Origin of the sequence: Methylosinus sp. Sm6 (assembly GCF_019802345.1) — a bacterium.
Taxonomy (GTDB): Bacteria; Pseudomonadota; Alphaproteobacteria; order Rhizobiales; family Beijerinckiaceae; genus Methylosinus.
In genome coordinates this window covers 17,813-44,478 of the sequence record NZ_JAINDZ010000006.1, presented here as the reverse complement: position 1 = coordinate 44,478, position 26,666 = coordinate 17,813, and the positions used below count along the sequence as shown (strand labels likewise).

The following is a 26,666-nucleotide window of genomic DNA, read 5'->3' as shown; positions in this document are numbered from 1 at the left end:
CTCACAGCGTCCGCTTGATCTCCTCGATGCGATAGCACTCGATGACGTCGCCGACGCGCATGTCCTGATAGTTCTCGAAGGCCATGCCGCATTCCTGTCCGGCCTGGACCTCCTTGACCTCGTCCTTGAAGCGCTTGAGCGTCGACAGCTTGCCCTCGTGGACGACGACATTGTCGCGGATGAGACGCACATTGGCGCCGCGCTCCACCGAGCCGTCGGTCACGCGGCAGCCCGCCACCTTGCCGACCTTGGTGATGTCGAACACTTCGAGAATCTGCGCATTGCCGAGCATGGTCTCGCGCAGCGTCGGCGCCAGCAGGCCGGACATCGCCGCCTTCACATCATCGACGAGATTGTAGATGATGTTGTAGTAGCGGATTTCAATGCCGCCGCGCTCGGACGCCTCGCGCGCTTCCTTATGGGCGCGCACGTTGAAGCCGATGACCACGGCATTCGACGCTTCCGCGAGGGCGATGTCGGACTCGGAGATGCCGCCGACGCCCGCATGCACGATGCGCGCGCCGACCTCGTCGGTGCCGAGCTTGTCGAGCGCCGCGATGATCGCCTCCACCGAGCCTTGCACGTCGCCCTTGATGACCAGCGGGAACTCCTTGCGCCCCGCCATCTTCAACTGGCTCATCATGTCGGTGAGCGAGGTCCGGGCCCCGCCGCCGCGCGCCACCAGCTTCTCGCGGCGCTGACGCTCGCGATATTCGGTGATCTCTCGCGCGCGCGCTTCGGATTCGACCACGGCGACGCGGTCGCCCGCCTCCGGCGTGCCGGAGAAGCCGAGGATCTCGACCGGGAAGGACGGGCCGGCGCTCTGCACGGCCGCGCCCTTGTCGTCGAGCAGAGCACGCACGCGGCCCCATTGCGAGCCGGCGACGATGATGTCGCCGATCTCCAGCGTGCCGCGCTGCACCAGCACGGTGGCGACCGGACCGCGACCCTTGTCGAGCCGCGCCTCGATCACCGTGCCCTCGGCCGAGCGCTCGGGATTGGCCCTGAGGTCGAGCACTTCCGACTGCAGGATGATGGCGTCGAGCAGCTTGTCGAGATTGAGCTTCTCCTTGGCGGAGACCTCCACCTCCAGCGTCTCGCCGCCGAAGGTCTCGGTCTGCACCTCGTGCTGCAGCAGCTCGGTGCGCACGCGCTCCGGCTTGGCGTCGGGCTTGTCGATCTTGTTGATCGCGACGATCAGCGGGACCTCCGCCGCCTTGGCGTGATGGATCGCCTCGATCGTCTGCGGCATGACGCCGTCGTCGGCCGCGACCACCAGGATCACGATGTCGGTCACCTTGGCGCCGCGCGCGCGCATCGCCGTGAAGGCGGCGTGGCCGGGCGTGTCGATGAAGGTGATCGGCGCGCCGCTCGGCGCAGTCACCTGATAGGCGCCGATATGCTGCGTGATGCCGCCCGCCTCGCCCGCGACCACATTGGCCTGGCGGATCGCGTCGAGCAGCGAGGTCTTGCCGTGGTCGACATGGCCCATGATGGTGACGACCGGCGGACGCGGCGCGAGCTCGCCTTCCGCGTCGGGCGTGTCGAACAGGCCTTCCTCCACATCGGACTCGGCGACGCGCTTGACGGTGTGCCCCATCTCCTCGGCGACGAGCTGCGCCGTGTCGGCGTCGATCACATCGGTGATCTTGTGCAGCGCGCCCTGCTTCATCAGCAGGCGGATCACATCGACGCCGCGCTCCGACATGCGGTTGGCGAGCTCCTGGATGGTGATGGTCTCGGGCAGGATCACCTCGCGCGTGATCTTTTCCTTCTGCTCGGCCTGGCCGAAGGATTTGAGGCGCTGCGTGCGACGGCGGAAGGCGGCGACCGAGCGCGTGCGCTCCTCCTCCTCCGAGGTCGCGGTGGAGACGGTGAGGCGGCCGCGGTCCTTCTGCGCGCCGCCGCGGGACGGCGTCGGACGCGGCGGCGTCGGCGCCTTGACGGCGATGACGCCGGCGGGACGACGCGCCACGACGCGCTTGGCGTCGGCGCTCTCGCCGGCCGGCTGCGCCGCGGCTCCCCCGGCGGGGCGCGGGGCGCCTTCGCGCGGGGCCGTCGTCGTCGAACGCGGAGCGGCGGCGGGACGCGCAGCCGCGCTCGCGGGCTGCGGCTCGGGCGCGCCGCCGCCGGCCAGACGCCGACGCGCCTCCTCCTCCGACTTGCGCTTCGTCTCGGCTTCGCGCGCGAGACGGGATTCTTCCTCGCGCTTGCGCGCTTCGGCGGCGGCGCGTTCGGCGCGCTCGCGCTCCTCACGCTCGGCGCGCGCCTTGGCCTCGGCCTCGGCGCGGCGGCGGTCCTCCTCCTCGCGCGTGCGCGCATCGACCAGGGCGCGGGCGCGGGCTTCGCGCTCCTCGTCGGTCAGAGCGCGCAGAACGACGCCGGCTCCTCGCTTGGGCGCGGGCGCATGCGACCTCTCGGCGCGTGGGGGCGGGGGCGGCGGCGGCGGCGATGGAGCCGGCGCGGACGGAGCCGCTGCGGACGGGGCCGCCGCGGCTGGCGCAGGCTTGGTCGGCTCGACATGCCCCGGGGCCCGGCGCTTCACCTTCTCGACCACGACCACCTTCGAGCGGCCGTGGGGGAAGCTCTGCCGCACCATGCCGCCATGTTCCGTCGGACGCTGCTTCAGATGCAGCGTCTTCGACGGGGCGGTCCCCTTCTCGCCGGTGTTCTCGGTCTCACTCATCCAGTTTCCGATCCTCGGGCTGCGCCGGTTCGTTGGCGTCGGCCGTCGGGCCGACGGTGTTCGCGTCGTCGCCGCCGCTCTCTTCCGCTTGATTCCGAGCGTTTTCGCCTCGATAGGCGGAGAGACGGCGGCAGCGCGTCAAAAAGGCCTGCGTCGGTCCGCCCGGCGCGAGGGCTGCATGTATCACATTTGTGCGGCCCAAAGCCAAATCCAATTGCGACGAATCGAAGAGAGCAATCGTCGCGGGCGGCTCGGCGTCTCGTTCCGTCGCCGCCGCCGCGCGCCGCGCCGCCTGCGCGAGCTTGCGCCGGCCTTCCGCAGAGCCGTCGCGCGCCTCGAGCAGCGCGGCGACCGCGCGCTTCTCGAGCGCGTCGCAGACCTTGCCGAAGCCGGTCGTCACCGCGCCGGCCTTGTTGGCGAGAGCGAGCGACTGCAGGCAGTCGGCCTCGAGCAGGCGATCCACATCCTGAGGCAGCGTCGGCGAGGCGGAGACCTCGGCCTTCAATTGACGGGCGAAAGCGCGCTTCTTCAAGGCCTCGGCGACGAGATCGGCGCGCGCCGTCACCCAGGCTCCGCGGCCGGGCAGGCGCTCCCTGATGTCCGGCGTCAGGACGCCGTCCGGCGCGCGCACGAAGCGGATCATCGCCTCCGGCGCGTCGCGCCGTCGCGTCACGATGCACATCCGCTCGCTGGCCTCCACGTCTCTCACCCGGCTCTCTGCTCCTTACTCCGCGGCCCCATCCGCCGATTGCGCCTGCGTCTCCTCGTCGCCCTCGGCCTCTTCCTCGGCAGGCTGCGGCGCCTCGATCCAGCCGGCGCGCACGCGCGCGGCCATGATCAGCGCCTCGGCCTCCTCGCGCGAAAGATCGACGCCTTCGAGGAAGCCGGCCTGCTTGACCGTCTCGCCGCCCTTCTTCTCGGTCCAGCCGACGAGATCGTCGGGGACGCAGCCTGCGAGATCCTCGATCGACTTCACATCGTTCTCGCCGAGCTTGACCATCATGGCGGTGGTGATCCCGTCGATCTCCTTCAGCTCGTCGAGCACGCCGAGCTCCTTGCGGCGAGCCTCGTTCTCGGCTTCCACCCTTTCCAGATAGTTGCGCGCGCGCATCTGGATCTCGCCCGCCGTATCCTCGTCGAAGCCCTCGATCGTCGCCAGCTCGGCGAGGTCGACAAAAGCGAGATCCTCGACCGATGTGAAGCCTTCCGACGCCAGCAGGCGGCCGACCACCTCGTCGACGTCGATGGCGTTCATGAACACCTTGGTGCGCTCGATGAACTCCCTCTGCCGGCGCTCCGATTCCTCGGCCTCGGTCAGAATGTCGATGTCCCAGCCGGTGAGCTGCGAGGCGAGCCGCACATTCTGGCCGCGCCGGCCGATGGCGAGCGACAATTGATCGTCCGGCACCACCACCTCGATGCGCGCCGTATCCTCGTCGAGCACCACCTTGACCACCTCAGCCGGCTGCAGCGCATTGACGATGAAGGTCGCCGCGTCCGCAGACCAGGGAATGATGTCGATGCGCTCGCCCTGCAATTCGCCGACGACGGCCTGCACGCGCGAGCCGCGCATGCCGACGCAGGCGCCCACCGGATCGATCGAGGAATCGCGCGAGATGACGGCGATCTTGGCGCGCGAGCCGGGGTCGCGGGCGACCGACTTCACCTCGATGACATTGTCGTAGATCTCCGGCACCTCCTGGCGGAACAGCTTGGCCATGAATTGCGGATGCGTCCGGGAGAGAAAGATCTGCGGCCCGCGCTGCTCGCGGCGCACGTCATAGACATAGGCGCGCACGCGGTCGCCGGGGCGAAAGGTCTCGCGCGGGATCATCTCGTCGCGGCGGATGATCGCCTCGCCGCGGCCGAGATCGATGATCACATTGCCATATTCGACGCGCTTGACGACGCCGTTGACGATCTCGCCGATGCGGTCCTTGAATTCCTCATATTGGCGATCGCGTTCGGCCTCGCGCACTTTCTGCACGATGATCTGCTTGGCCGATTGCGCGGCGATGCGGCCGAAGTCGAAGGGCGGCAGCGTCTCGGAGATCCAGTCGCCGACCTGCGCCGCCGGATTGCGCTTGCGCGCGTCCTCGATGGAAATCTGCGTCGCGTCGTTGTCGACCAGATCGACGACGAGCAGCAGGCGCGAGAAGCGCACCTCGCCGCTCTTCGGATTGATCTCGGCGCGCACCTCGGTCTCCTGCCCATAGCGCGAGCGCGCCGCCTTTTGCAGCGCGTCCTCCATGGAGGCGATCACGATCGAGCGGTCGATCGATTTCTCGCGCGCGACCGCATCGGCGATCTGCAGGATTTCCAACCTGTTGGCGCTGACGGCCATCTGTCGCTCCTCAATAAGAGCCGGCTCCGGAGCGGCGCGTCAGACGCGCGTGCGACCGGGCCCGCCTCCTTTTTTCAACCCCGCCTGAATTCCGGCTGGAACCAGCGGCTTGGCCTTTTGCTTCGCCGCGGCGGCGAAACGGCCCGGACCGCGGCGCGGACGCTCCTGCGCCGCGCCGGCCTCCTCTTGTTCTTGGTCTTGGTCTTGCTCGGCGTCGGCCTTGCCGGCGCGCAGCGATTCACGGATCAGCGCCTCGGTCAACATCAGCTTGGCCTCGTCGAGGTCGCGCAGAGGCAGGCGCACAGTCTTCTCTTCGTCCGGCGGCGCATCCTTGCGCTCGAGCGTCGCCACCGCCTCGCGTCCTTCGCCCTCGACGGCGATGATATCGCCTCGAAATCGCTTGCGGCCAGACGCCAGCGGCAGCGTCAGCTCGATTTTCGCCTCCTGGCCGATGGCTCGGCGAAAATCCGAGACGCGCACCAGCGGCCGGTCGATGCCGGGCGAGGACAGCTCGAGCCGATAGGCCTCGGCGATCACATCCTCGACATCGAGCTCGGGCGAGAGCGCCTGGCTCGCGGCCTCGCAATCCTCGATGGCCAGGGTCCCGTCGGGCCGCTCGATCATGATCTGCAGAATGACGCCATTCTGCGAGAGGATGCGCACGCGCACCAGGCGATAGCCGAGCTGCGCCAGCACCGGCTCGGCGATATGCGCGACGCGCGCCGCGACACCCGTTTCGCCGCTGAGACGCGGCTCGTCGAGCGGAGTGGGCGCGCTGTCGGCGCCGGCGGCGGGCGTTTCTGCCAAGCGGCTCATCCTCGGGTTTCGAAGCCTCACGGGCCGGCGCAAACAAAAAAGAGCGGGTCCCGGCCGGGCCCCACTCTCAAGCAGCGATCACGACGGCGTGACCGTTATGAGATGGAAACTGGGCGCGCTTATACACCACGGCTGGCCCCGGAGGCAAGTAAAAGCCAGGAGCGTCGGCTCGGCCGGTCGGACGCCGCCGCCGGATTGATTGACAAGGGCTCGAGCGGCTCTTATCTCTCGCGCGTCATCGCAGCGCCGGCCTTTCTGAGGCGCGGCCGCGCTGTCGCGCCCCGCCGCCTTTCGAAAATAGATTTCCAAATCGAAAGGAAGTTGTGCGAAAAGGCGGCCAGCTCCGGCCTCCGCCGGCAGCTCATCTGGAAGGGTCCCCGCAATGCTCGGCGCCATCGCCAAGAAGATTTTCGGCTCGGCCAACGACCGCCGTCTCAAGACCTATCAGCCGAAGGTCAAGGCGATCAACGGCTTGGAGGATGAGCTCGCCGCTCTTTCGGATGACGACCTGCGCGCCCGCACGCAGCAGTTCCGCGAACAGCTGGAGAACGGCCGCAAGCTCGACGATCTGCTCGTCCCCGCCTTCGCCACTGTGCGCGAGGCGGCCAAGCGCGTGCTCGGCCAGAGGCATTTCGACGTGCAGCTGATCGGCGGCATGGTGCTGCACGAGGGCGCCATCGCCGAGATGCGCACCGGCGAGGGCAAGACGCTGGTGGCGACGCTCGCCGTCTATCTCAACGCGCTCGCCGGGCGCGGCGTCCATGTCGTCACCGTCAACGACTATCTCGCCCGCCGCGACGCCGAATGGATGGGCCGCGTCTATCGCTTCCTCGGCATGAGCGTCGGCGTCATCGTCCACGATATTTCCGACGAGGACCGCGCCGCGGCCTACGCCAGCGACATCACCTATGGCACCAACAACGAATTCGGCTTCGACTATCTGCGCGACAATATGAAATATGAGCTGGCGCAGATGGTGCAGCGCGCGCATGTCTTCGCCATCGTCGACGAGGTCGACTCCATTTTGGTGGACGAAGCGCGCACGCCGCTCATCATCTCCGGCCATTCGGACGACAAGTCCGACCTCTACAACGCCATCGACAAGCTCATTCCGAAGCTCGACAAGGACGATTTCGAGCTCGACGAGAAACAGCGCACCGTCAATCTGACCGAGGCCGGCAACGAGCATATGGAGGAGCTGCTGGCCGAGTCCGGCGTGCTCGTCGAGGGCGCGCTCTACGAGGCGCAGAACGTCACGCTCGTCCACCATGTCAATCAGGCGCTGCGTGCGCACAAGCTGTTTCAGCGCGACAAGGATTACATCGTCCGCAAGGGCGAGGTGGTGATCATCGACGAGTTCACCGGCCGCATGATGCCGGGCCGCCGCTACTCGGAAGGGCTGCATCAGGCGCTAGAGGCCAAGGAGCGCGTGACCGTCCAGCCGGAGAATGTGACGCTCGCCTCGATCACCTTCCAGAACTATTTCCGCCTCTACGAGAAGCTCGCCGGCATGACCGGCACGGCCTCGACGGAATCGGAGGAGTTCGCCGAGATCTACCGGCTCGACGTCGTCGAGATTCCAACCAATCGTCCGGTGCAGCGCATCGACGAGGACGACGAGGTCTATCGCACCGGCAAGGAGAAGCTCGACGCCATCGCCGCCGAGATCGAGGAGGCGAGCGCCAAGATGCAGCCGCTGCTGGTCGGCACGACCTCGATCGAGAAATCCGAGCAGCTCGCCGAGTTCCTGGCCTCCAAGGGCTATAAGCAAATCGACTTCTCCGACCCGACCAAGGCGCTCGGCAAGCTCTATGAGGCGGCGCATTCCGGCAAGCCGTCGCGGCTGTTCGCCGTTCTCAACGCACGCTTCCACGAGCAGGAGGCCTATATCGTCGCCGAGGCGGGCGTGCCCGGCGCGATCACCATCGCCACCAATATGGCCGGCCGCGGCACCGACATTCAGCTCGGCGGCAATGTCGAGATGCGCGTCGCGCAGGAATGCGCCGCGCTGGAGGGCGCCGCGCGCGAAGCCAAGGAAGCCGCGATCCGCGCCGAGGTCGCCGAGTTCAAGGAGAAGGCGATCGCCGCCGGCGGCCTCTTCATCATCGGCACGGAGCGTCACGAGAGCCGCCGCATCGACAATCAGCTGCGCGGCCGCTCCGGCCGCCAGGGCGACCCCGGCCGCTCGAAATTCTTCCTGTCGCTGCAGGACGATCTGATGCGCATCTTCGGTTCCGAGCGCATGGACAAGATGCTGGTCAGCCTCGGCCTGCAGGAGGGCGAGGCGATCGTCCATCCCTGGATCAACAAGGCGCTCGAGAAGGCGCAGCACAAGGTCGAGGCGCGCAATTTCGACATCCGCAAGAACATCCTCAAGTTCGACAACGTCATGAACGACCAGCGCAAGGTGATCTTCGAGCGCCGGCGCGAGATCATGGCGGAGGAGAGCGTCGAGGAGACGGTGAACGAGATGCGCGAGGACGTCGTCGCGCAGCTCGTCGCGGAGCATATTCCGCATGACGCCTATGCCGAGTCCTGGGATGTCGAGGTCCTCGCCGACGAAGCGCGCGCCAAGCTCAATCTCGATCTGCCGATCGAGGATTGGGCGAAGGAGGAGGGCATCGCCGACGAGGAGATCAAGGAGCGTCTGCTCAATGCGGCCAATGAGTCCTACGCCGCGCGCGTCGAGCGCAATACGGCGCAGCTCTCGCGCATGATCGAGAAGCAGGTGGTGCTGCAGGCGCTCGATCAGCTGTGGCGCGATCATCTCGTGGTGCTCGACCATCTGCGTCAGGTGATCGGCTGGCGCGGCATGGCGCAGCGCGACCCGCTCAACGAATACAAGTCCGAGGCGCTGGAGCTGTTCCGCAGCCTGATGACGCATTGGGACGAGGCCGTCACCTCGCAGCTGATGCGCGTCGAGGTCTCCTTCGAGGCGCCGCCGGCGCCCACCGAGCTGCCGCCGATGGAATATGTGCATCCGGACCCGAATGCGGCGGGCGGCGGAGAGAGCGCGCTCGCTGAACTCAACGCGCGGCTCGCCGCGGCCGATTTCTCGCCGCAGGCGATGGGCGCCGTCGCCGAAGCGCAGGCTCGCGATCCGGACAATCCGGCGGGCTGGGGCAAGGTCGGCCGCAACGAGCCCTGCCCTTGCGGCTCGGGCAAGAAATTCAAGCACTGCCACGGCGCGCTCGTGTGAGCGAGTAGCGAATAGCGAATAGCGAATAGCGAATAGCGAGCGTGACTGAACCACTCGCTATTCGCTACTCGCTATTCGCCTTTGAAACGCCGCTGCTACTGGAGCCTATCCGTGTCCGACATCGACTTCTCCAAAGTCCTCATCGCGCAAGGGGGCGGGCCGACCGCCGTCATCAATCAATCGCTCGTCGGCGCCATTCTCGAGTCGCGCAAGTTCCGCTGCGTGGAGCGCGTCTATGGCGCGCTGCACGGCGTGCGCGGCATCGTCAATGAGGACTTCGTCGATCTGACGCAGGAGACGACGCATAATCTCGAGATGGTCGCCGGCACGCCGTCCTCGGCGCTGGGCTCCACGCGCGACAAGCCGGACCTCAAATATTGTCACGAGATCTTCGAGGTGCTGCGCGCGCATGGCGTCGGCTGCTTCTTTTACGTCGGCGGCAACGACAGCTCCGACACGGTGCGCATCGTCTCCGACGAAGCCGCCAGAGCCGGCTATCCGCTGCGCGTGGTGCATATCCCCAAGACCATCGACAATGATCTGATGGTCAACGACCACACCCCCGGCTTTCCCTCCGCGGCGCGCTGGGTCGCGCAGGCCTTCGCCGGCGCCAATCTCGACAATTGGGCGCTGCCCGGCGTCTATATCGGCGTGGTCATGGGCCGCCATGCGGGCTTCCTGACTGCGGCCTCGGCGCTCGGCAAGAAGTTCCCGGATGATGGCCCGCATCTCATCTATGTGCCCGAGCGCGCGTTCGACACCGAGCGCTTCCTCGCCGATGTGATGGCGACGATGGACAAATACGGCCGCTGCGTCATCGCCGTGTCGGAAGGAATCGCCGATGAGAATCACACGCCGATCGCCGCCAAGCTCGCCGAGCAGGTGGAGAAGGACGCGCATGGCAATGTGCATCTCGGCGGCGGCGCGCTCGCCGACATGCTGACGGAGCTCATCAAGAAGAGGCTCGGCTATAAGCGCGTGCGCGCCGACACCTTCGGCTATGTGCAGCGGAGCTTCGTCGGCTGCGTCTCCGATGTGGATCAGCGCGAGGCGCGCGAGGTGGGCGAGAAGGCGGTGCAGTTCGCGCTGTGGGGCGACAAGAACGGCTCCGTGACAATTCACCGCACGGGCTTCTACTCGGTCGACTATCAGCTCACGCCGCTCGAGGCGGTCGCCGGCAAGACCAAGGTGATGCCCGACGCATTCATCAGCGAGAGCGGGACCGATGTGACCGACGCCTTCCGGCTCTATCTGCGTCCCCTGCTCGGCAGCGGGATGCCCGACGCCTATCGTTTGCGACACAATCATGTCGCTAAAATCTTGAAAAAGTGACAGACGCACAGCCGGCGGGCGCGGGCGCCGCCGGCTGCCCAACACGAGCTCAACCTGCTGATTTAGAAATTCTTTCCATGTCGGAAATGGTTTGTTGACCGGAAATTTCCATTCGCCTCTACCCAAGGCTCGATTCTTGCTTGATTTATAGCCGGGCGTCGTGGTTGCATAGCGCGTCGAGACTTATAGACTGAGGTCCGAGCACGACGCCGAAGCGTCGCGGATCCCGGGAAGCGACGGGCGGGCGCCGCCTGCACGTTTTGTTAGGTCGACGCTGATATCGAGTGAGGTTGGTTCGATTCGCATCTGCGGGCCGATCCGTCAGGAGACTGAGACATGAGCAAGGTCGGCAGCAGCGATTCGAAGAACACGCTCTACTGCTCCTTTTGCGGCAAGAGCCAGCACGAGGTGCGCAAGCTCATCGCTGGGCCGACGGTGTTCATCTGCGACGAATGCGTCGAGCTGTGCATGGACATCATCCGCGAGGAGAACAAGTCCATCGTCAAGCAGCGCGACGGCATTCCGACGCCGCGCGAAATCTGCAAGGTGCTGGACGATTATGTGATCGGCCAGGCGCAGGCGAAACGCGTGCTGTCGGTCGCGGTGCACAATCACTACAAGCGGCTCAATCACGCGACCAAGCACGGCGACGTCGAGCTCGCCAAATCGAACATTCTGCTCATCGGCCCGACCGGCGTCGGCAAGACCATGCTGGCGCAGACGCTCGCGCGCATTCTCGACGTGCCCTTCACCATGGCGGACGCGACGACGCTGACCGAGGCGGGCTATGTCGGCGAGGATGTCGAGAACATCATTCTGAAGCTGCTGCAGGCCTCCGACTATAATGTCGAGCGCGCGCAGCGCGGCATCGTCTATGTCGACGAGATCGACAAGATCTCCCGCAAGTCGGACAATCCTTCGATCACCCGCGACGTGTCGGGCGAAGGCGTGCAGCAGGCGCTGCTGAAGATCATGGAAGGCACGATCGCCTCCGTGCCGCCGCAGGGCGGGCGCAAGCATCCGCAGCAGGAATTCCTGCAGGTCGACACGACCAATATTCTCTTCATCTGCGGCGGCGCCTTCGCCGGCCTCGAGAAGATCATCTCCTCGCGCGGACGGGGCACCTCCATCGGCTTCGGCGCCACCGTGCAGGCGCCGGACGAGCGCCGCACCGGCGACATCTTCCGCCATGTGCAGCCGGAGGATCTGCTGAAGTTCGGCCTCATCCCCGAATTCGTCGGCCGCCTGCCGGTGATCGCGACGCTCGAGGATCTCGACGAGGAGGCGCTGAAGCGCATCCTCACCGAGCCGAAGAATGCGCTGGTCAAGCAGTATCAGCGCCTGTTCGAGATGGAGAGCACCGAGCTCACCTTCCAGGACGAGGCGCTCTCCTCCGTCGCACGCAAGGCGATCGAGCGCCACACCGGCGCGCGCGGCCTGCGCTCGATCATGGAAGGCATATTGCTCGACACGATGTTCGAGCTGCCGGGCCTCGAAGGCGTCGAGCAGGTCGTCATCGGTCCCGAGGTCGTCGAAGGCAAAGCGCGGCCGCTCTATATCTATGCCGAGCGCAGCGAGAAGAGCGGAGCCAGCGCGTGACGCGAATTTCGGCAGGAGCGGCCTCTAGATAGCGCCGCCCCCGCTCGCGAATTGGTCGCAGATGGTTGTTTTTCAAGAGTTCTTGAATAGCGCGGCCGTCAGGCCCATTTGTTGCGTAACGCCTTCAAAGCATATGTGCGAAGAAGGCGGCTCTTTCAATCGACGGCGTCTAGCCCAGAACTTGCTTGCCTCCAAGCGTCATAGCCCCGCCTCGACCCGCCCGGGGCGAAGGGCGAAACGGAACAGGAAACACGAAATGACGAACGAAAAGCGGAATTCCATCGCGCCCGGCGCGGTCGAGAGTTACCCGGTTCTGCCGCTGCGCGACATCGTGGTCTTTCCCCATATGATCGTTCCGCTGTTCGTCGCGCGCGACAAATCGATCCGCGCGCTCGAGGAGGTGACGAAATCCGATCGCCTCATTCTGCTGGCGACGCAGAAGAACGCCGGCGACGACGATCCGGCGGCGGACTCCATCTATCAGATCGGCACGCTCGCCTCGGTGCTGCAGCTGCTGAAGCTCCCCGACGGCACGGTGAAAGTGCTGGTCGAGGGCGTGGCGCGCGCCAAGGTGCGCTCCTATACGCGCACCGACGACTATTACGAGGCGGACGCCGAGGCTCTCGGCGACGAGACCGACACGCCTGTCGAGATCGAGGCGCTCGGCCGCTCGGTGATCGCCGAGTTCGACTCCTATGTGAAGCTCAACAAGAAGGTCTCGCCCGAGATCGCCAGCGCGGTCACGCAGATCGAGGATTTTTCCAAGCTCGCCGACACCGTCGCCTCGCATCTCTCGGTGAAGATCGCCGAGAAGCAGGACGTGTTGGAGACGATTTCCGTCGCCAAGCGGCTGGAGAAGTGCCTCGCCTTGATGGAGAGCGAAATCTCCGTGCTGCAGGTGGAGAAGCGCATCCGCACACGCGTCAAGCGCCAGATGGAGAAGACGCAGCGCGAGTACTATCTCAACGAGCAGATGAAGGCGATCCAGAAGGAGCTCGGCGACGAGGACGGCAAGGACGATCTCGCCGAGCTCGAGGAGCGCATCAAGAACACCAAGCTCTCGAAGGAGGCGCGCGACAAGGCCGTCGCCGAATTCAAGAAGCTGCGTCAGATGTCGCCGATGTCGGCGGAAGCAACGGTCGTGCGCAATTATCTCGACTGGCTGCTGGCGCTGCCCTGGGGCAAGAAGTCGAAGATCAAGCGCGATCTCGAGGCGGCGCAGGACGTGCTCGACACCGATCATTTCGGCCTCGACAAGGTCAAGGAGCGCATCCTCGAATATCTCGCCGTGCAGACCCGGGCCAACAAGCTGACCGGCCCGATCCTGTGCCTCGTCGGCCCGCCCGGCGTCGGCAAGACCTCGCTCGGCAAGTCGATCGCCAAGGCCACGGGCCGCGAGTTCGTGCGCATGTCGCTCGGCGGCGTGCGCGACGAGGCGGAGATCCGCGGCCATAGGCGCACCTATATCGGCTCGATGCCCGGCAAGATCGTCCAGTCGATGCGCAAGGCCAAGACGTCCAATCCGCTGTTCCTGCTCGACGAGATCGACAAGATGGGCATGGACTTCCGCGGCGATCCGTCCTCGGCGCTGCTCGAGGTGCTCGATCCGGAGCAGAACTCCTCCTTCGCCGATCACTATCTCGAGGTCGACTACGATCTGTCGAACGTCATGTTCGTGACGACGGCGAACACGTTGAACATTCCCGCGCCGCTGATGGACCGCATGGAGATCATCCGCATCGCCGGCTACACCGAGGACGAGAAGGCGGAGATCGCGCGCAAGCATCTCATTCCCAGCGCGGTCAAGAAGCATGGCCTCGCGGTCGACGAATGGGCGATCGACGACGATGCGCTGCAGACGCTGATCCGCCGCTACACGCGCGAGGCCGGCGTGCGCAATCTCGAGCGCGAAATCTCCAATCTCGCCCGCAAGGCGGTGAAGGAGATCCTGCTGTCGAAGGAGAAGGGCAGGAAGGTCCACGTCACCAACGACAATATCTCCGACTATCTCGGCGTCCACAAATACCGCTATGGCGAGGCGGAGCTCGAGGATCAGGTGGGCGTCGTCACCGGACTCGCCGTGACCGGCGCCGGCGGCGAGCTGCTGACGATCGAAGGCGTGATGATGCCGGGCAAGGGCAAGATGACCGTCACCGGCAATCTGCAGGACGTGATGAAGGAGTCGATCTCCGCGGCCGCCTCTTATGTGCGCTCCCGCGCCGTCGATTTCGGCATCGAGCCGCCTTTGTTCGACCGCCGCGACATCCACGTCCATGTGCCGGAAGGCGCGACGCCCAAGGACGGCCCCTCGGCCGGAACCGCGATGGCGACGACGATCGTCTCGATCCTCACCGGCATTCCGGTGCGCCGCGATATCGCCATGACCGGCGAGATCACGCTGCGCGGCCGCGTGCTGCCGATCGGCGGCCTGAAGGAGAAGCTGCTCGCGGCGCTGCGCGGCGGCCTCAAGAAGGTGCTGATCCCCGAGGAGAACGCCAAGGACTTGGCCGACATCCCGGAGGCGGTGAAGAACGCGCTCGAGATCGTGCCGGTCTCGCGCATGGACGAGGTGCTCGCTCACGCGCTCGTGCGCCAGCCGACCCCGATCGTCTGGGAGGAGCCCGCGACGATCGCCCATAATGTCGTCGAGGACGATTCGGCGGGCGTGCGCGCGCACTGACCGCCCGAGCTCGAGGCCCGCGCCGCGCAGAGCGGCGCGGGTCTTCCCCGCCCCCGCCCGGAATTTCGGGCCTTTGCGCGTCGATCTGCGTCCGCCGTCCCCGTTTCCCAGGGATTGCGGCGGTCCTTGACGTTCCAACCCTTGCTTTTACTGAGATTCCGGCACATCACTCTCGGACGCCGGGTTCGACGATTCGTGGCCGCTCGCCCTTTCGACGCCCGGCTCCCCGGCGGAGAAGAGAAGGGATTGGACCATGGTCAATAAACTGGAGCTGGTCGAGCACGTCGCGGAAGCCACCGACACGTCGAAAGCCGCCGCTGCCGCCGCTATCGACGCCGTGCTGGAAGGCATCACCATGGCCCTGAAAAAGGGCGACGAAGTCCGGCTCGTCGGCTTCGGCACATTTTCCGTCAAGAAGCGCGCCGCCGGCGTGGGCCGCAATCCGGCCACGGGCGAAGAGATCAAGATTCCCGCGTCCAACAGCGCCCGTTTCAAGCCCGGCGCAACGCTGAAGGCCGCGCTCAACAAGGCGAAGTGAGGAAAACGCCGCGCGCTCGCGCGCCGCTCGTTCGAAGAGCGGAGCAAGCGTCCGCTCGCCGTCGGGGCGCGACCCTCGCCGGCGGCTGCATGCGCCCGGCGCCATCTTGCGCCGAAGGGCCCCTGTCCCGTAAATCTATGCCGCGTCTTTCGGCTGCGCCGGACGCACGGGGCGGTTAGCTCAGTTGGTAGAGCGTCTCGTTTACACCGAGAGGGTCGGCGGTTCGAGTCCGTCACCGCCCACCAGTCCAGCGCAATCGACGCAGCGGAGCGCCGAGCGGCATCGAATGAACATCCTTTATGCGTCTCTCGTCGCCTCCGTGGCGATCGCCGCGGCCCCGGCGGCCCGCGCGGACGAAATGTCGTTTCGTCTGGTGACGCTGGCGGATTCCCATTGCGGCGGCAGCTGCCCGCAGGTGGTCGCCGCGGAAGGCGAGATCGTCGAGCAGACGCCCGACGCCTTTCTGCGCTTTCTGCGCATGCGCGCGAGCCGCGAGCCGCTGCGCGGCATTCTGCTGATCGATTCGCCCGGCGGCAAAGTGGTCGCCTCGATGGAGCTCGGCCAAGAACTGCGCAAGCTCGGCATGGCGGTCGTCGTCGCCCGCATCGCCGCCGAGGGCGGCCCACTGGTGTCCGGCCGCTGCTATTCCGCCTGCGTCTATGCGCTGATGGGCGGGCTGAAGCGCGTCATCCCGCGCCAGAGCCGGGTCGGCGTCCACCGCATGTTCAATTATGTCGACGGCGTCGATCCGATGAGCGGCGAGACGCTGCGCGAGCGCCGCTACGCCGATGGCGGGATGCGCAAAGCGCTCTCCCGCTACAGCGCCTCCATGGGGGTGAGCCGCGACCTCATCGCGCTCGCCGAGCGCACCTCGCCCGATCGCGTGCATCTGCTCACATCGGCCGAAATCTCCCGCTGGCGTCTCGGCACGCCCAACCTGTAAAAGAAGAACGAACGGCCTCGCAGCCGCTCCAACAAAGGTCAGCGTTCCATGAAGCATATCATCGATGGTCTCGAACAGCGCCGCGACTCGGCGCGTCTCGGCGGCGGCGCCCGGCGCATCGACGCGCAGCATGCGCGCGGCAAGCTCACGGCGCGCGAGCGCATCGACCTTCTGCTCGATCACGGCTCCTTCGAAGAATTCGACATGTTCGTCGCGCATCGCTGCGCCGACTTCGGCATGGACAAGGGCGAGAAGATCTCGGGCGACGGCGTCGTCACCGGTTGGGGCACGGTGAACGGCCGCGCCGTCTTCGTCTTCGCCAAGGACTTCACCGTGTTCGGCGGCTCGCTGTCGGAGACGCATGCGCAGAAAATCACCAAGCTGCAGGACATGGCGCTGAAGAACCGGGCGCCGATCATCGGCCTGTTCGACGCCGGCGGCGCGCGCATTCAGGAGGGTGTCGCGGCGCTCGGGGGCTATGGCGAGGTGTTCCAGCGCAATGTGCTGGCCTCCGGCGTCATTCCACAGATTTCCGTGATCATGGGTCCCTGCGCCGGCGGCGACGTCTATTCGCCGGCGATGACCGACTTCATCTTCATGGTGCGCGACACGAGCTATATGTTCGTCACCGGCCCGGATGTGGTGAAGACCGTCACCAATGAAACGGTGACGGCCGAGGAGCTCGGCGGCGCCTCGGTGCACACCACCAAGAGCTCGATCGCCGACCGCGCCTATGACAATGATGTCGAGGCGCTGCTGCAGATGCGCCGGCTCATCGACTTCCTGCCCTCCTCCAACAAGGAGGACCCGCCGGAATGGCCGAGCTTCGACGAGACCGAGCGGCTCGACGCCTCGCTCGACACCCTCGTCCCCGACAATCCGAACAAGCCCTATGACATCAAGGAGCTGATCACGAAGATCGCCGACGAGGGCGATTTCTTCGAGATTCAGGAGACGCACGCCAAGAACATGGTGGTCGGCTTCGGCCGCATCGAGGGGCGCACGGTCGGCTTCGTCGCCAATCAGCCGATGGTGCTGGCGGGCGTGCTGGACATCGACGCCTCGAAGAAGGCGGCGCGCTTCGTGCGCTTCTGCGACTGCTTCAACATTCCGATCGTCACCTTCGTCGACGTGCCGGGCTTCCTTCCTGGAACGGCGCAGGAATATGGCGGCCTCATCAAGCATGGCGCCAAGCTGCTGTTCGCCTATGCCGAGGCCACCGTGCCGAAGGTGACGCTGATCACGCGAAAAGCCTTCGGCGGGGCTTATGACGTGATGGCCTCCAAGCATTTGCGCGGCGACGTCAATTACGCCTGGCCCTCGGCGCAGATCGCCGTGATGGGCGCCAAGGGCGCGGTGGAGATCATCTTCCGCGCCGATCTCGGCGACGCCGAGAAGATCGCTCAGCGCACCAAGGAATACGAGGACCGCTTCCTCTCGCCCTTCGTCGCGGCCGAGCGCGGCTACATCGACGAGGTCATCATGCCGAGCGCGACGCGCAAGCGCATCGCCCGCGCGCTCGCCCTGCTCCGCCACAAGGAGCTGGAGAATCCCTGGAAGAAGCACGACAACATCCCGCTCTGACCTATCCGACCGGGCGGGGCTCTGCGCCGCCCGGTCTCGACGAGCGCGGCGGCGCAGCAAAAAATGCCGTCAGCGAAGGCGCCCGCCGCACAATTTCTTTTCATCCTGCGCCCTTTTCAGATGACAAACACCTCGGCCTGTCATAATGTCCTCCACGCCGAGCTGGCAGGAAAAAACATAAGAGCGCCAAAGGCGTTCGACGAGTCGCTGGCTGAGGTCCAAGTCGGGGAGGACGCCGGAAGCTATTTCGATCCGCGAGACGCTCCACACCAATGTCCGCGCAGCGGCCCGCCGAGGCCGCATCGAATCTTCCGGTCAAAGGACGGGTACCAAAGAGTGGGGAAAGGCACGGGCCGTCCCCGCTCTTTGTGTATGTAGAGCCGCGATAGAGTTTTCCTTTCGATCGATAGGACGCGCCGCAGAACGGGACGTTCCTGTTGCTCGTCTCGCCGCCTCGGCCTATGCCTCGCCGCATCGAGATAAGGGAGCGACAATGTCCATCAAGCGGATCGGCGCCGGCGCGCGCATGAGCAAGGCCGTCGTCCATGGCGGCGTGATCTACACCGCCGGCCAGGTGGCCGAGGCGACCAAGGGCGGCTCGGTCGCCGAACAGACGCGCGAGATTCTCGGTCTCATCGACACGATCCTCGACGAGGCGGGCAGCGAGAAGGCCAAGATTCTGTCGGCGACCATCTATCTCGCCGACATCGCCACCTTCGCCGAAATGAATTCCGTTTGGGACGTCTGGGTGGACAAGAACGACCCGCCGGCGCGCGCCACGGTCGAAGCGAAGCTCGTCGCCCCGGCCTACAAGGTCGAGATCGCCGTCATCGCGGCGCTGTGACGCCCGATAGCGGATTGTCGGGATCATAGGCGTAGCGCAGGGTCTCGAAGCGCATGGCGCGCGCGTCGAACAGCACGAGCCGCCCGACCAGCCCCTCGCCGAATCCGACGATCTCGCGGATCACCTCGAGCGCCATCATCGCGCCGACGATTCCGGTGAGGGCGCCGAGCACGCCCGCTTCCTCGCAGCTCGGCACGGCGCCGGGCGGCGGCGGCGCGGGGAAGAGGCAGCGATAGGTCGGGTTGGGCGTTCCGTCCGGCCCGGTCTCGAAAGGCCGCAGCGTCGTCAGCGAGGCGTCGAAGCCGCCGACCGCGGCGGTGACGAGCGGCTTCTTTTCGTAAAAGCAGGCGTCGGACACGATGTAGCGCGTCGCGAAATTATCGGAGCCGTCGGCGACGATGTCGTAGTCGGCGACGAGCGCGCGTGCGTCCTGCCTGGTGACGCGCAGCGCATGCGCCTCGACATGGACATGCGGATTGAGCCGCTGCAGCGCGTCCTGCGCGCTCTCGACCTTCAGCCGGCCGACATCCATCGATCCATGGATCACCTGCCGCTGCAGATTGGACAGCGAGACCTCGTCGTCGTCGGCGACGCCGAGCGCGCCGACGCCGGCGGCGGCGAGATATTGCAGCAGCGGCGCGCCGAGCCCGCCGGCGCCGATGACGAGCACGCGCGCCGCCTTCAGCCGCTGCTGACCGGGCCCGCCCACATCGCGCAGCACGATATGCCGCGCATAGCGCTCGATCTCTTCCGCCGAAAAGGTCATTGCTCCGCTCCTTTTCCTCCGACGGCGGCACGGTCCCGCCTCCATTCCGTCAATAAGACTTGCATAAGACGCGAACCGCGCTTTTGCTGGGCATGCGCCGATTCGCGGCGCCGGCTTCGCGAGGACTGGTTCATGAATTTACCGGCTCCGCCCACCGGGCTCTACCCGGAAGATTATGACAGAATCGAAGCCGCGGTGATGGAAACCGTGCGCGGCCGCTGGTTCCTGCTCGAATATGCACGCCGTCAGCGCGCCGCCGAGACCGAGCGGCTGGTGCAGGCGGTCGACCGGCTGGAGCGCTATGTGGCCACGCGCGTCGAAGACCAGCGAGAGACGCCCGAGGCGGAGCCCGCCCGCGACTGGCGGCTGCCGCAGCGCCTCGCCGAGCGGGCGCGCGAATTCGCGCACACCCTGCGCGCCAGCGGACTCGATGAAAGTTTCTGCGCCCAGGCCGACGCCCTCGCGGAGCAATTCGCCGCTTACGCCGCGGCCGCTGCGCGCGAAGCCGCGCCGTCGCCCGTCGAGCCGGAGAGCGGGATCATTGTCGAGATCGTGGGCGCGCCGGAAGTCTTCGCCACGGACCTCGCCCATGACGAGGCGGAATGGTCCGAGGACATCGCCGCGGAAGCGCAGGCGGTCGAACACGCCGAGCCGCCGGAGCCGGCAAAGGCGAAGCCGATCGTCGTCGACCCGCGTCTCGCCGCGCTGTCACGGCTTGATCATCTCTCCCTGCACGAAAAGCTTCGGCTGTTCGGCTGAGGCGGCCTTGCCGGAGGCGGCCGACTCGCCGGCCTGATGGGCGGCGGCCACATTGTCGAGGAACTGCCGCGCGCTCGCCTCCCAGGTGAAGGTCAGCGCATGGTCGCGCGGAACGGCGCGGGGGACCTCGGTCGCCGCGAGGCAGGCAGCTTGCAGATCCTCGCTCAGAACGCCGGCGCCGCTGCCGCCGACGACATCGAGCGGGCCGGCGACCGGAAACGCCGCAACCGGCAGGCCGCAAGCCATCGCCTCGAGCAGCACCATGCCGAATGTGTCGGTGCGGCTCGGAAAGACGAACACGTCGGAGCTCGCATAGAGCGTCGCCAGCTCCGCGCTGGTCTTGACGCCGACGAAACGCGCCTGCGGAAAGCGCGCCTCCAGCGCGGAGCGCGCCGGCCCGTCGCCGACGACCAGCTTCGTCCCCGGCAGATCGAGCGAGAGGAAAGCCTCGACATTCTTCTCGACGGCGAGGCGCCCTGCATAGAGGAAGATCGGCCGCGGCAGGCCGAGATCGATCGCGGCGCCGGGCTGGAACAGGCCATGGTCGACGCCGCGCGACCAGCGCATCAGCCGGCGGAAGCCGCGCCCCGCGAGCTCCTGCGCCAAGGTCTGCGTCGAAACCATCGTGCCGCAGCCGCTATTGTGGAAGCGCCGCAGCAGCGCATAGGTCACGCTGACCGGCAGGCGCGAGCGGGCGTGAATATATTCGGGGAAGCGCGTGTGATAGCTCGTCGTGAAGCGACGGCCCTGGCGCCGGCAGCAGGCGCGCGTCGCGAGCCCGACGGGTCCCTCGGTCGCGATGTGGACATGCTCATAGCCTTGCGCGAGCCGGCGCGACACCGCCCCGGGCCACGCCAGAGCGAGCTGGATTTCCGGATAGGTCGGCATCGGAAAGGAGGCGAAGTCCTGCGGCGTCAGGAATTCGATGGTCGCTCCGAGCGCGCTCGCCGCGCCCGCCATCGACTCGAGGGAACGCACGACGCCATTGACTTGCGGACGCCAGGCGTCCGTCGCGATCAGTATTCGCATCAGGCGGCGGCCCTCGCCGGCGCGGCCGCGCCCGTGTCTTCCTGCGCTGCGGCCACGCGCTCCTGCGCCGTCGTCCGCCAATGCAGGATCTCGAAGCGGCCGTCGGAATGCTCGGCGACAGCGGTGCAGCTCTCGACGAAATCGCCCGTGTTCACATAGAGCATGTCGCCGATCCTGCGAATGGTCGCATGATGGATATGGCCGCAGACGACGCCATCCACGCCGCGACGCGCCGCCTCGGCGGCCAGAGTCTCCTCGAAATCGCCGATGAAATTCACCGCTTTCTTCACCTTCAGCTTCGCCCAGGCGGAGAAGGACCAATAGCCGACGCCGAACAAGCGGCGGATGCGATTGTTCCAGATGTTGAGGAACAGCGCCAGCTCATAGGCCCAATCGCCGAGGAAGGCGAGCCAGCGGGCGTGGCGCACGACGATGTCGAATTGATCGCCATGAATGACGAGCATCTTCTTGCCGTCGGCGGTCTCATGGACGTCGGTCTCGGTCACCTCGACGCCGCCGAACACCATGCCGGCATAGTCGCGAGCGAATTCGTCATGATTTCCCGGCACATAGATCACGCGCGCGCCCTTGCGCGCCTTGCGCAGCAGCTTCTGCACCACGTCATTGTGCGATTGCGGCCAATACCAGCCGTTCTTCAGCCGCCAGCCGTCGACGATATCGCCGACGAGATAGATCGTCTCGGCGTCGTGATGCCTGAGGAAATCGAGCAGGAGCTCGGCCTGCAGCCCGCGCGTGCCGAGGTGAAGGTCCGACAGGAACAAGGTCCGGAAGCGCCGGGCCTCTTGGGAGTCGGCCGATGGATCCGTTGCGGTCATTTCGACGCGTCGCCTCTTCTAGTGCCGCCCTTTGCCGCCACGACTTCCCACCAGATTCATATTGCGCGACGATGACAATCGCCTCGGTCGCGTCGTCGGGCGCCGCGAAGGCTGAATTTCTCGTTCGATATTTCGAACGCCTTCGAATATCTTTCCGATCGAAATTCGCCGGGGAGAGCGCATGGGCGTCGAGGGTCGCGACAGGCAGAAAATCTTGGAAGCCGGAGCTCTGGCGTTGACGGGCCAGCTCGGCGCGACTGTCCAGCGGCTGCGCAAGGCCTATAATCTCTCGCTGTCCGAACTCTCGCAGCAGTCGGGAGTGGCCAAATCGATCATCAGCCAGATCGAGCGCAACGAGACCAATCCGACGCTCGCGACCATTTGGCGCCTCGCCCAGGCGCTCGACGTCTCGATCGAAGGCGTCCTGCAAATGACGGAGGACGAGCCCTTTTTGGAAAAGACGAGCAAATCGGACACGCCGATCCTCGTCTCCGACGACGGAAAATGTCGCCTGGCCATCATCGGCTGGATAAAAACCGTAGAATGGCTGCAATGTTATGAGTTCTCCGCCGATCCCGGCGGCGTGCTGGAATCGGAGGCGCATCAGCGCGGCTCGGTCGAGAGCCTGTCCTCGCGCGAGGGCGAGCTCGAGGTCGAGGTGGCGGGCGCGCGAGCCATTGTGCGCGCGGGCGAAACCTTGCGCTATCGCTGCGACCGTCCGCATGTGATTCGCAACATCGGCGCGACCATGGCCCAGGCGACCATGGTCGTCATCCTCAAAGCAGCGGCAATGGAGTGAGTTTTGTCGGGAATGCCACGCCGCGAGGCCGCGGCGACGATCGAGCGTGTGGACGATCGCCATGCGGAGCTGCGTCTCTCCTTGTTGTTCGCGGCGATTTACGCCATCGTCGGCGTGCAGCTGCCGTTCTTCTCGATCTGGCTGTCGGGGCGCGGGCTCGACGCTCTGCAGATCGCCGCCATTCTCGCCGTGCAGCCGGTGATCCGCATCGGCTCGACCTTGCTCGCCTCGCGCCGGGCGGATCGCCACGGCGATCACGGCCCGCTGCTCGTCGCCTGCGCGGCGGCGATCGCGGCCGGCTACGCCGTCACCGGCCTCTCGCACGGCTTTGCCGCCATACTCTGCGCGGTCGCCATGGTCGCGCTCGCGCAAGGGCCGATCGCGCCGCTCGCCGACGGCATCAGCTTCGAGCAAGCGCGTCGGCGCCGCGATCTCGGCCTGCCGCAAATGCATTATTCCTGGGTGCGCGGCTGGGGCTCGGTGTCGATCCTCGTCTTTCTCGCCGCCAGCGGGCCGATCGCCGGCGCGCTTCCGTCCGAGGACATCATCTGGCTGCTCGCCGGCGTCGGCGCGCTCTCCTGCCTTTGGAGCCTCGGCGCGCTGATCGGGCTCGGCCATGCGGCGCCGAGCTGCGCCTTGCGCCGCGGCGCGCCGGTCGAGCGGCCGGGCCTCGTCATTCTGCTGATCGCCGCAGCGACGCTCATCCAGAGCTCGCATTCGATGGTCAACGCCTTCGGCGCGCTGCATTGGAAGCAAATGGGCCACAGCGACACTTTTGTCGCCTTCGCCTGGGTCGTCGCGCTCGCGACCGAGGTCGCGGCCTTTCTGATGGCCGGACGCTGGTTCGGCGGCGAAGCGCGCGCCGCGACCTTCCTCGTGGTCGGCGGAGTCGCGGCGGTGATCCGCTGGATGCTGATGTCGTTCGACCTCGAGCCTGTGGGAATTTTCTTCGCCCAGGCGCTGCACGGCGCCTCATGCGCGGCGGTGCAGATCGGGCCGGCCTATCTGCTGGCCGCGCTCGGCGGCAGGGAGCGCCAGGCGCAGGCCCAGGCGTGGCTCGCCGCGGCGATCGCCGGCGGCAATGGCCTGTTCACACTGCTGTCGGGACCGCTCTACACGGTGATGGGTGAGCACGCCTATCTGGCGATGGCGGGTTTTGCCCTCGCGGGAACGGCGCTGTCCTTCGGCGTGGCCAAGCTCGCGGACCAGTGGCGCGCCGCGACGCATCTCGTCCCGCCGGAGCCGCAGCACAGCGGCGCGACCTGACATAAGCGAGCCCGCCCCCAGAACTCCAAAATAGGGCGCTCCCTTTCTCCCGCTTGGCGGGAGAAGGTGGCCCGGCGAAGCCGGGCCGGATGAGGGTCCCGGCCGAAAACCCTCTTCAGGTCAAATCTGCCGCCGCCATCCGGAGGCGCCCTCATCCGACCCTCGCTGACGCGAGGGTCGCTTCTCCCACGAGTGGGAGAAGGATCGCGCCTCGAGAGTCGGCTAATGGAGGACATAGCCGATCGGGTCCGCTCAGGACAGATCGCCGATGTGCTTTTGCGAATAGAGCTGGACGCCGAGCTGCTTGATGAGCTCGAGCTGCGTCTCCAGGAAATCGATGTGACGCTCCTCGCTCTTCACCACATCCTCGAACAGGTTCTGGCTGATGCGATCATTGATCGAGAGCGCATAGGCGGCCGCCTCGAGATAGAGGGCGCGAGCGTCGACCTCGGTGGCGAGATCGAGACGGATGATCTCCTCGACCGACTGGCCGATGCGCAGCGGATCGAGGCTCTGCATGTTCGGAAAGCCCTCGAGGAAGAGGATGCGATGCACGAACTGGTCGGCGTGCTCCATCTCCTCGATGGATTCGGCGCGCCACTTCTTGCCGAGCTCCTTGAAGCCCCAATTGTCGAGAATGCGATAATGCAGCCAGTACTGATTGATCGCGGTCAACTCGGCCCGAACGCCGCGATTGAGATATTCGATCAGTTTTGCGTCGCCGCGCATAAGCGCCCCTTTCCCATCGTCGCGGCGCTTTCAGGTCACGCCGCTAATTCGTCCGCGCGACAATTATCGCACTCGCCGGCGCCGCTGCAATGATCCGACGGCGACGACGCGTGCTGATCGACGAGCGCGCTGATGTTGCGCGCGCATCGGCCGCAGCGCGGCTCGCATCCCATATGGCGAAAGACCGCTCCGACGCTGGGCCGATCCGATCTTCTTCCGAGGAGCTCGCGGACTTGCCCATCCGAGAGCACGTTGCAAGAGCAGACGATCATCTTCCGCACCTAGTTTGGAAAGGTTGTAAACTAGCTGTGATTTCAGTAGCTTACCTGACCAGATCCAATTTTTCCAGCGCCTCGTTGTCGGCTTGCCGACACCAGGCGCCGTTGCGCGGAGACGACGCAAATCACGCGCCACCACCTCTCCATTTTGCCTCTTAAATACTGTGGAAAGTTTCCAAAACAAGCCCCCCGGCGCACCGAGAGCGCCCGCGCTCCCGCCGCCGCGCCGGATCGCGCCAGGCAGAATCGCGCCAGGCCGGATCGCGCCACGTCGGAGATTGCGCTCGCCCGAAGATTATTGTTCATCCTCTCTCATGGAACAAAAGACGGGAAACGCTTTCGGCTTCAGCGTCGCGGTGGCGCTCGGCGGCGGCGGCGCGCGCGGTCTCGCCCATATTGCGGTGCTGGAGGCGCTGGACGAATTGGGCGTGCGCCCTTGCGCCATCGCGGGCACGTCGATCGGGGCCATTGTCGGCGCGGCCTATGCCGCGGGCTTTTCCGGCGCCGAGATGCGCGCCCATGCCGAAGAGCTGTTCCGCAACCGCATGCGGCTCGCGCGCCGTCTGCTGCGTTCGCGCGCGCGGCGGCGCGCGCGCACCTTCTCGGATTTCGCCCATCCGGCGCTGGTGGACGCAGAGCGGTTTCTCGACGCCTTCTGGCCACAGGGCGTTCCGGCGAGCTTCGAGGAGCTGACGATCCCCTTTTTCGCCGTCGCGACGGATTTCCGCCTGCGGCGTGAAGTCGTTCTCTCGTCCGGCCCGCTGCGGCCGGCGGTCGCCGGCTCCATGGCGATTCCGGGCCTCGTGCGGCCGGTGGCGCATGGCGACAGCTATCTCCTCGACGGCGGCCTCGTGAATCCGCTTCCCTATAATCATCTCGTCGGGCGCGCCGACATCATCGTCGCCGTCGACGTCTCGGGCTCGAGCAATGGACGCGCGCGCGGGCGGCCGCCCTCGCCGTTCGAAACCATCATCGTCGCGAGCCAGATCATGATGAACGCCATCAGCGCGCGCATGCTCGCCGAGCAGCCGCCCGACGTGCTGGTCTCGCCCGCCGTCACCCAATATCTCGCGCTCGATCTGTTCAAGGCCAAGCAGATTTTCGCCGCCGGCGACGACTGCCGCGTGCAGGTCGCGGACGGGCTGCGGCGCGCGTCGGCGCGGCTTTCTCTTCAGCGCCTCGCCTGAAAGAAGGCGCGCAGCAGCTCCGCCGCCTCGCGCTCGCGCAAGCCGCCATAGACCTCCGGAGCGTGATGGCAGGTCTTTTGTGAAAAGAATCTCGCGCCGTGCTCGACGCCGCCGCCTTTGGGATCCTCGGCGGAAAAATAGAGCCGGCGGATGCGCGCGAAGGAGATCGCCGCCGCGCACATGGCGCAGGGCTCGAGCGTGACATAGAGATCGCAATCGGCGAGCCGCTCGGTTGCGAGCGTCGCGCAGGCGGCGCGGATGGCGAGCATTTCGGCGTGGGCGGTGGGATCGCAGTCGCGCAGCGTGCGATTGCCGGCGACGGCGACGATCGCGCCATTGCGGACGACCGCCGCGCCGACCGGCACCTCGTCGGCCGCGAAGGCGGCGCGGGCGGCGTCGAAGGCGGCGGTGAGCGGATCGGTCACGAGAGTCGCCTGCGGTGTTTCGAGAAA

General features: G+C 66.3%; 22 protein-coding genes and 1 tRNA gene. 13 read left to right on the top strand and 10 right to left on the bottom strand.

What is annotated here, in order from left to right:
• Nucleotide 1 precedes the first annotated feature (1 nt).
• Genes infB through rimP form a run of 4 tightly spaced genes read right to left on the bottom strand, consistent with a single transcriptional unit; the run spans nucleotide 2 to nucleotide 5,846 of the window.
• On the bottom strand, nucleotides 2-2,686 hold the full coding sequence (gene infB, locus K3F48_RS05975) for a translation initiation factor IF-2 (protein WP_222574512.1): 2,685 nt from the start codon (nucleotides 2,684-2,686) through the stop codon (nucleotides 2-4).
• Nucleotides 2,679-3,395: an RNA-binding protein gene (locus tag K3F48_RS05970; RefSeq protein ID WP_222574511.1), complete on the bottom strand. Its 717-nt coding sequence runs from the start codon at nucleotides 3,393-3,395 to the stop codon at nucleotides 2,679-2,681. Before K3F48_RS05970 ends, infB begins: the two co-directional genes overlap by 8 nt.
• Before the next feature lie 15 nt (nucleotides 3,396-3,410).
• A complete protein-coding gene (gene nusA / locus K3F48_RS05965; protein WP_222574510.1) occupies nucleotides 3,411-5,030 on the bottom strand; it encodes a transcription termination factor NusA in 1,620 nt (539 codons plus the stop codon).
• Nucleotides 5,031-5,069: 39 nt separating this feature from the next.
• Nucleotides 5,070-5,846 (bottom strand): ribosome maturation factor RimP, encoded by a 777-nt coding sequence (gene rimP / locus K3F48_RS05960; protein ID WP_222574509.1) that lies wholly within the window; start codon nucleotides 5,844-5,846, stop codon nucleotides 5,070-5,072.
• Nucleotides 5,847-6,228: 382 nt separating this feature from the next.
• On the opposite strand from rimP, the gene secA reads away from it, so the two are divergent.
• The 9 genes from secA to K3F48_RS05915 all read left to right on the top strand — a co-directional run bounded on the left by secA (nucleotide 6,229) and on the right by K3F48_RS05915 (nucleotide 18,565).
• A complete protein-coding gene (gene secA / locus K3F48_RS05955) occupies nucleotides 6,229-9,045 on the top strand; it encodes a preprotein translocase subunit SecA (RefSeq protein WP_222574508.1) in 2,817 nt (938 codons plus the stop codon).
• Nucleotides 9,046-9,156: 111 nt separating this feature from the next.
• The gene (locus K3F48_RS05950) at nucleotides 9,157-10,377 is read left to right on the top strand and encodes a 6-phosphofructokinase (protein WP_222574507.1); all 1,221 of its coding nucleotides are present in this window, start codon (nucleotides 9,157-9,159) and stop codon (nucleotides 10,375-10,377) included.
• 336 nt (nucleotides 10,378-10,713) lie between these two features.
• Nucleotides 10,714-11,976, top strand: a complete 1,263-nt coding sequence (gene clpX, locus K3F48_RS05945) for an ATP-dependent Clp protease ATP-binding subunit ClpX (RefSeq protein ID WP_222574506.1) — start codon at nucleotides 10,714-10,716, stop codon at nucleotides 11,974-11,976.
• 256 nt (nucleotides 11,977-12,232) lie between these two features.
• Nucleotides 12,233-14,656 carry an endopeptidase La gene (gene lon / locus K3F48_RS05940; protein WP_222574505.1) on the top strand — a complete coding sequence of 808 codons (2,424 nt, stop codon included), beginning with the start codon at nucleotides 12,233-12,235 and terminating at the stop codon, nucleotides 14,654-14,656.
• 253 nt (nucleotides 14,657-14,909) lie between these two features.
• Nucleotides 14,910-15,194: an HU family DNA-binding protein gene (locus K3F48_RS05935; RefSeq protein ID WP_222574504.1), complete on the top strand. Its 285-nt coding sequence runs from the start codon at nucleotides 14,910-14,912 to the stop codon at nucleotides 15,192-15,194.
• 169 nt (nucleotides 15,195-15,363) lie between these two features.
• Nucleotides 15,364-15,439 (top strand) — tRNA-Val (locus K3F48_RS05930).
• A 41-nt stretch (nucleotides 15,440-15,480) separates the two neighbouring features.
• Nucleotides 15,481-16,137 (top strand): hypothetical protein, encoded by a 657-nt coding sequence (locus tag K3F48_RS05925; RefSeq protein WP_222574503.1) that lies wholly within the window; start codon nucleotides 15,481-15,483, stop codon nucleotides 16,135-16,137.
• Nucleotides 16,138-16,185: 48 nt separating this feature from the next.
• Nucleotides 16,186-17,721, top strand: a complete 1,536-nt coding sequence (locus K3F48_RS05920) for an acyl-CoA carboxylase subunit beta (protein ID WP_222574502.1) — start codon at nucleotides 16,186-16,188, stop codon at nucleotides 17,719-17,721.
• 493 nt (nucleotides 17,722-18,214) lie between these two features.
• The gene (locus K3F48_RS05915) at nucleotides 18,215-18,565 is read left to right on the top strand and encodes a RidA family protein (protein ID WP_222574501.1); all 351 of its coding nucleotides are present in this window, start codon (nucleotides 18,215-18,217) and stop codon (nucleotides 18,563-18,565) included.
• Here K3F48_RS05915 and K3F48_RS05910 read toward each other — a convergent pair.
• The gene (locus K3F48_RS05910; protein ID WP_222574500.1) at nucleotides 18,549-19,331 is read right to left on the bottom strand and encodes a molybdopterin-synthase adenylyltransferase MoeB; all 783 of its coding nucleotides are present in this window, start codon (nucleotides 19,329-19,331) and stop codon (nucleotides 18,549-18,551) included. The genes K3F48_RS05915 and K3F48_RS05910 overlap by 17 nt on opposite strands.
• Nucleotides 19,332-19,463: 132 nt before the next feature.
• Between K3F48_RS05910 and K3F48_RS05905 the strand changes: the two genes are divergently transcribed.
• Nucleotides 19,464-20,090, top strand: a complete 627-nt coding sequence (locus K3F48_RS05905; RefSeq protein WP_222574499.1) for a hypothetical protein — start codon at nucleotides 19,464-19,466, stop codon at nucleotides 20,088-20,090.
• On the opposite strand, the gene K3F48_RS05900 is transcribed toward K3F48_RS05905, so the two are convergent.
• Together K3F48_RS05900 and K3F48_RS05895 are read right to left on the bottom strand one after the other, a co-directional pair.
• Nucleotides 20,040-21,119: a glycosyltransferase family 1 protein gene (locus tag K3F48_RS05900; protein ID WP_222574498.1), complete on the bottom strand. Its 1,080-nt coding sequence runs from the start codon at nucleotides 21,117-21,119 to the stop codon at nucleotides 20,040-20,042. The two genes, K3F48_RS05905 and K3F48_RS05900, sit on opposite strands and share 51 nt — an antisense overlap.
• A complete protein-coding gene (locus K3F48_RS05895) occupies nucleotides 21,119-21,955 on the bottom strand; it encodes a UDP-2,3-diacylglucosamine diphosphatase (RefSeq protein WP_222574497.1) in 837 nt (278 codons plus the stop codon). Before K3F48_RS05895 ends, K3F48_RS05900 begins: the two co-directional genes overlap by 1 nt.
• Nucleotides 21,956-22,136: 181 nt before the next feature.
• On the opposite strand from K3F48_RS05895, the gene K3F48_RS05890 reads away from it, so the two are divergent.
• Together K3F48_RS05890 and K3F48_RS05885 are read left to right on the top strand one after the other, a co-directional pair.
• Nucleotides 22,137-22,754, top strand: a complete 618-nt coding sequence (locus K3F48_RS05890) for a helix-turn-helix domain-containing protein (protein ID WP_222574496.1) — start codon at nucleotides 22,137-22,139, stop codon at nucleotides 22,752-22,754.
• Between the two features lie 12 nt (nucleotides 22,755-22,766).
• Nucleotides 22,767-24,020, top strand: coding sequence for an MFS transporter (locus K3F48_RS05885; protein ID WP_222574495.1), 1,254 nt, complete (start codon nucleotides 22,767-22,769; stop codon nucleotides 24,018-24,020).
• Between the two features lie 252 nt (nucleotides 24,021-24,272).
• On the opposite strand, the gene bfr is transcribed toward K3F48_RS05885, so the two are convergent.
• On the bottom strand, nucleotides 24,273-24,749 hold the full coding sequence (gene bfr / locus K3F48_RS05880; protein ID WP_222574494.1) for a bacterioferritin: 477 nt from the start codon (nucleotides 24,747-24,749) through the stop codon (nucleotides 24,273-24,275).
• A gap of 35 nt (nucleotides 24,750-24,784) precedes the next feature.
• The gene (locus tag K3F48_RS05875) at nucleotides 24,785-25,021 is read right to left on the bottom strand and encodes a bacterioferritin-associated ferredoxin (protein ID WP_222574493.1); all 237 of its coding nucleotides are present in this window, start codon (nucleotides 25,019-25,021) and stop codon (nucleotides 24,785-24,787) included.
• A gap of 320 nt (nucleotides 25,022-25,341) precedes the next feature.
• On the opposite strand from K3F48_RS05875, the gene K3F48_RS05870 reads away from it, so the two are divergent.
• Nucleotides 25,342-26,214, top strand: coding sequence for a patatin-like phospholipase family protein (locus tag K3F48_RS05870; RefSeq protein ID WP_222574492.1), 873 nt, complete (start codon nucleotides 25,342-25,344; stop codon nucleotides 26,212-26,214).
• Here K3F48_RS05870 and K3F48_RS05865 read toward each other — a convergent pair.
• The gene (locus K3F48_RS05865; protein ID WP_222574491.1) at nucleotides 26,199-26,639 is read right to left on the bottom strand and encodes a nucleoside deaminase; all 441 of its coding nucleotides are present in this window, start codon (nucleotides 26,637-26,639) and stop codon (nucleotides 26,199-26,201) included. The genes K3F48_RS05870 and K3F48_RS05865 overlap by 16 nt on opposite strands.
• Nucleotides 26,640-26,666: the final 27 nt, after the last annotated feature.

Coding starts and splice junctions, on each gene's coding strand:
- infB (WP_222574512.1), bottom strand. CDS start 2,686: ATGAGTGAGACCGAGAACACCGGCGAGAAGGGGACCGCCCCGTCGAAG.
- nusA (WP_222574510.1), bottom strand. CDS start 5,030: ATGGCCGTCAGCGCCAACAGGTTGGAAATCCTGCAGATCGCCGATGCG.
- rimP (WP_222574509.1), bottom strand. CDS start 5,846: ATGAGCCGCTTGGCAGAAACGCCCGCCGCCGGCGCCGACAGCGCGCCC.
- secA (WP_222574508.1), top strand. CDS start 6,229: ATGCTCGGCGCCATCGCCAAGAAGATTTTCGGCTCGGCCAACGACCGC.
- clpX (WP_222574506.1), top strand. CDS start 10,714: ATGAGCAAGGTCGGCAGCAGCGATTCGAAGAACACGCTCTACTGCTCC.
- lon (WP_222574505.1), top strand. CDS start 12,233: ATGACGAACGAAAAGCGGAATTCCATCGCGCCCGGCGCGGTCGAGAGT.
- K3F48_RS05935 (WP_222574504.1), top strand. CDS start 14,910: ATGGTCAATAAACTGGAGCTGGTCGAGCACGTCGCGGAAGCCACCGAC.
- K3F48_RS05925 (WP_222574503.1), top strand. CDS start 15,481: ATGAACATCCTTTATGCGTCTCTCGTCGCCTCCGTGGCGATCGCCGCG.
- K3F48_RS05920 (WP_222574502.1), top strand. CDS start 16,186: ATGAAGCATATCATCGATGGTCTCGAACAGCGCCGCGACTCGGCGCGT.
- K3F48_RS05915 (WP_222574501.1), top strand. CDS start 18,215: ATGTCCATCAAGCGGATCGGCGCCGGCGCGCGCATGAGCAAGGCCGTC.
- K3F48_RS05910 (WP_222574500.1), bottom strand. CDS start 19,331: ATGACCTTTTCGGCGGAAGAGATCGAGCGCTATGCGCGGCATATCGTG.
- K3F48_RS05905 (WP_222574499.1), top strand. CDS start 19,464: ATGAATTTACCGGCTCCGCCCACCGGGCTCTACCCGGAAGATTATGAC.
- K3F48_RS05900 (WP_222574498.1), bottom strand. CDS start 21,119: ATGCGAATACTGATCGCGACGGACGCCTGGCGTCCGCAAGTCAATGGC.
- K3F48_RS05895 (WP_222574497.1), bottom strand. CDS start 21,955: ATGACCGCAACGGATCCATCGGCCGACTCCCAAGAGGCCCGGCGCTTC.
- K3F48_RS05890 (WP_222574496.1), top strand. CDS start 22,137: ATGGGCGTCGAGGGTCGCGACAGGCAGAAAATCTTGGAAGCCGGAGCT.
- K3F48_RS05885 (WP_222574495.1), top strand. CDS start 22,767: ATGCCACGCCGCGAGGCCGCGGCGACGATCGAGCGTGTGGACGATCGC.
- bfr (WP_222574494.1), bottom strand. CDS start 24,749: ATGCGCGGCGACGCAAAACTGATCGAATATCTCAATCGCGGCGTTCGG.
- K3F48_RS05875 (WP_222574493.1), bottom strand. CDS start 25,021: ATGATCGTCTGCTCTTGCAACGTGCTCTCGGATGGGCAAGTCCGCGAG.
- K3F48_RS05870 (WP_222574492.1), top strand. CDS start 25,342: ATGGAACAAAAGACGGGAAACGCTTTCGGCTTCAGCGTCGCGGTGGCG.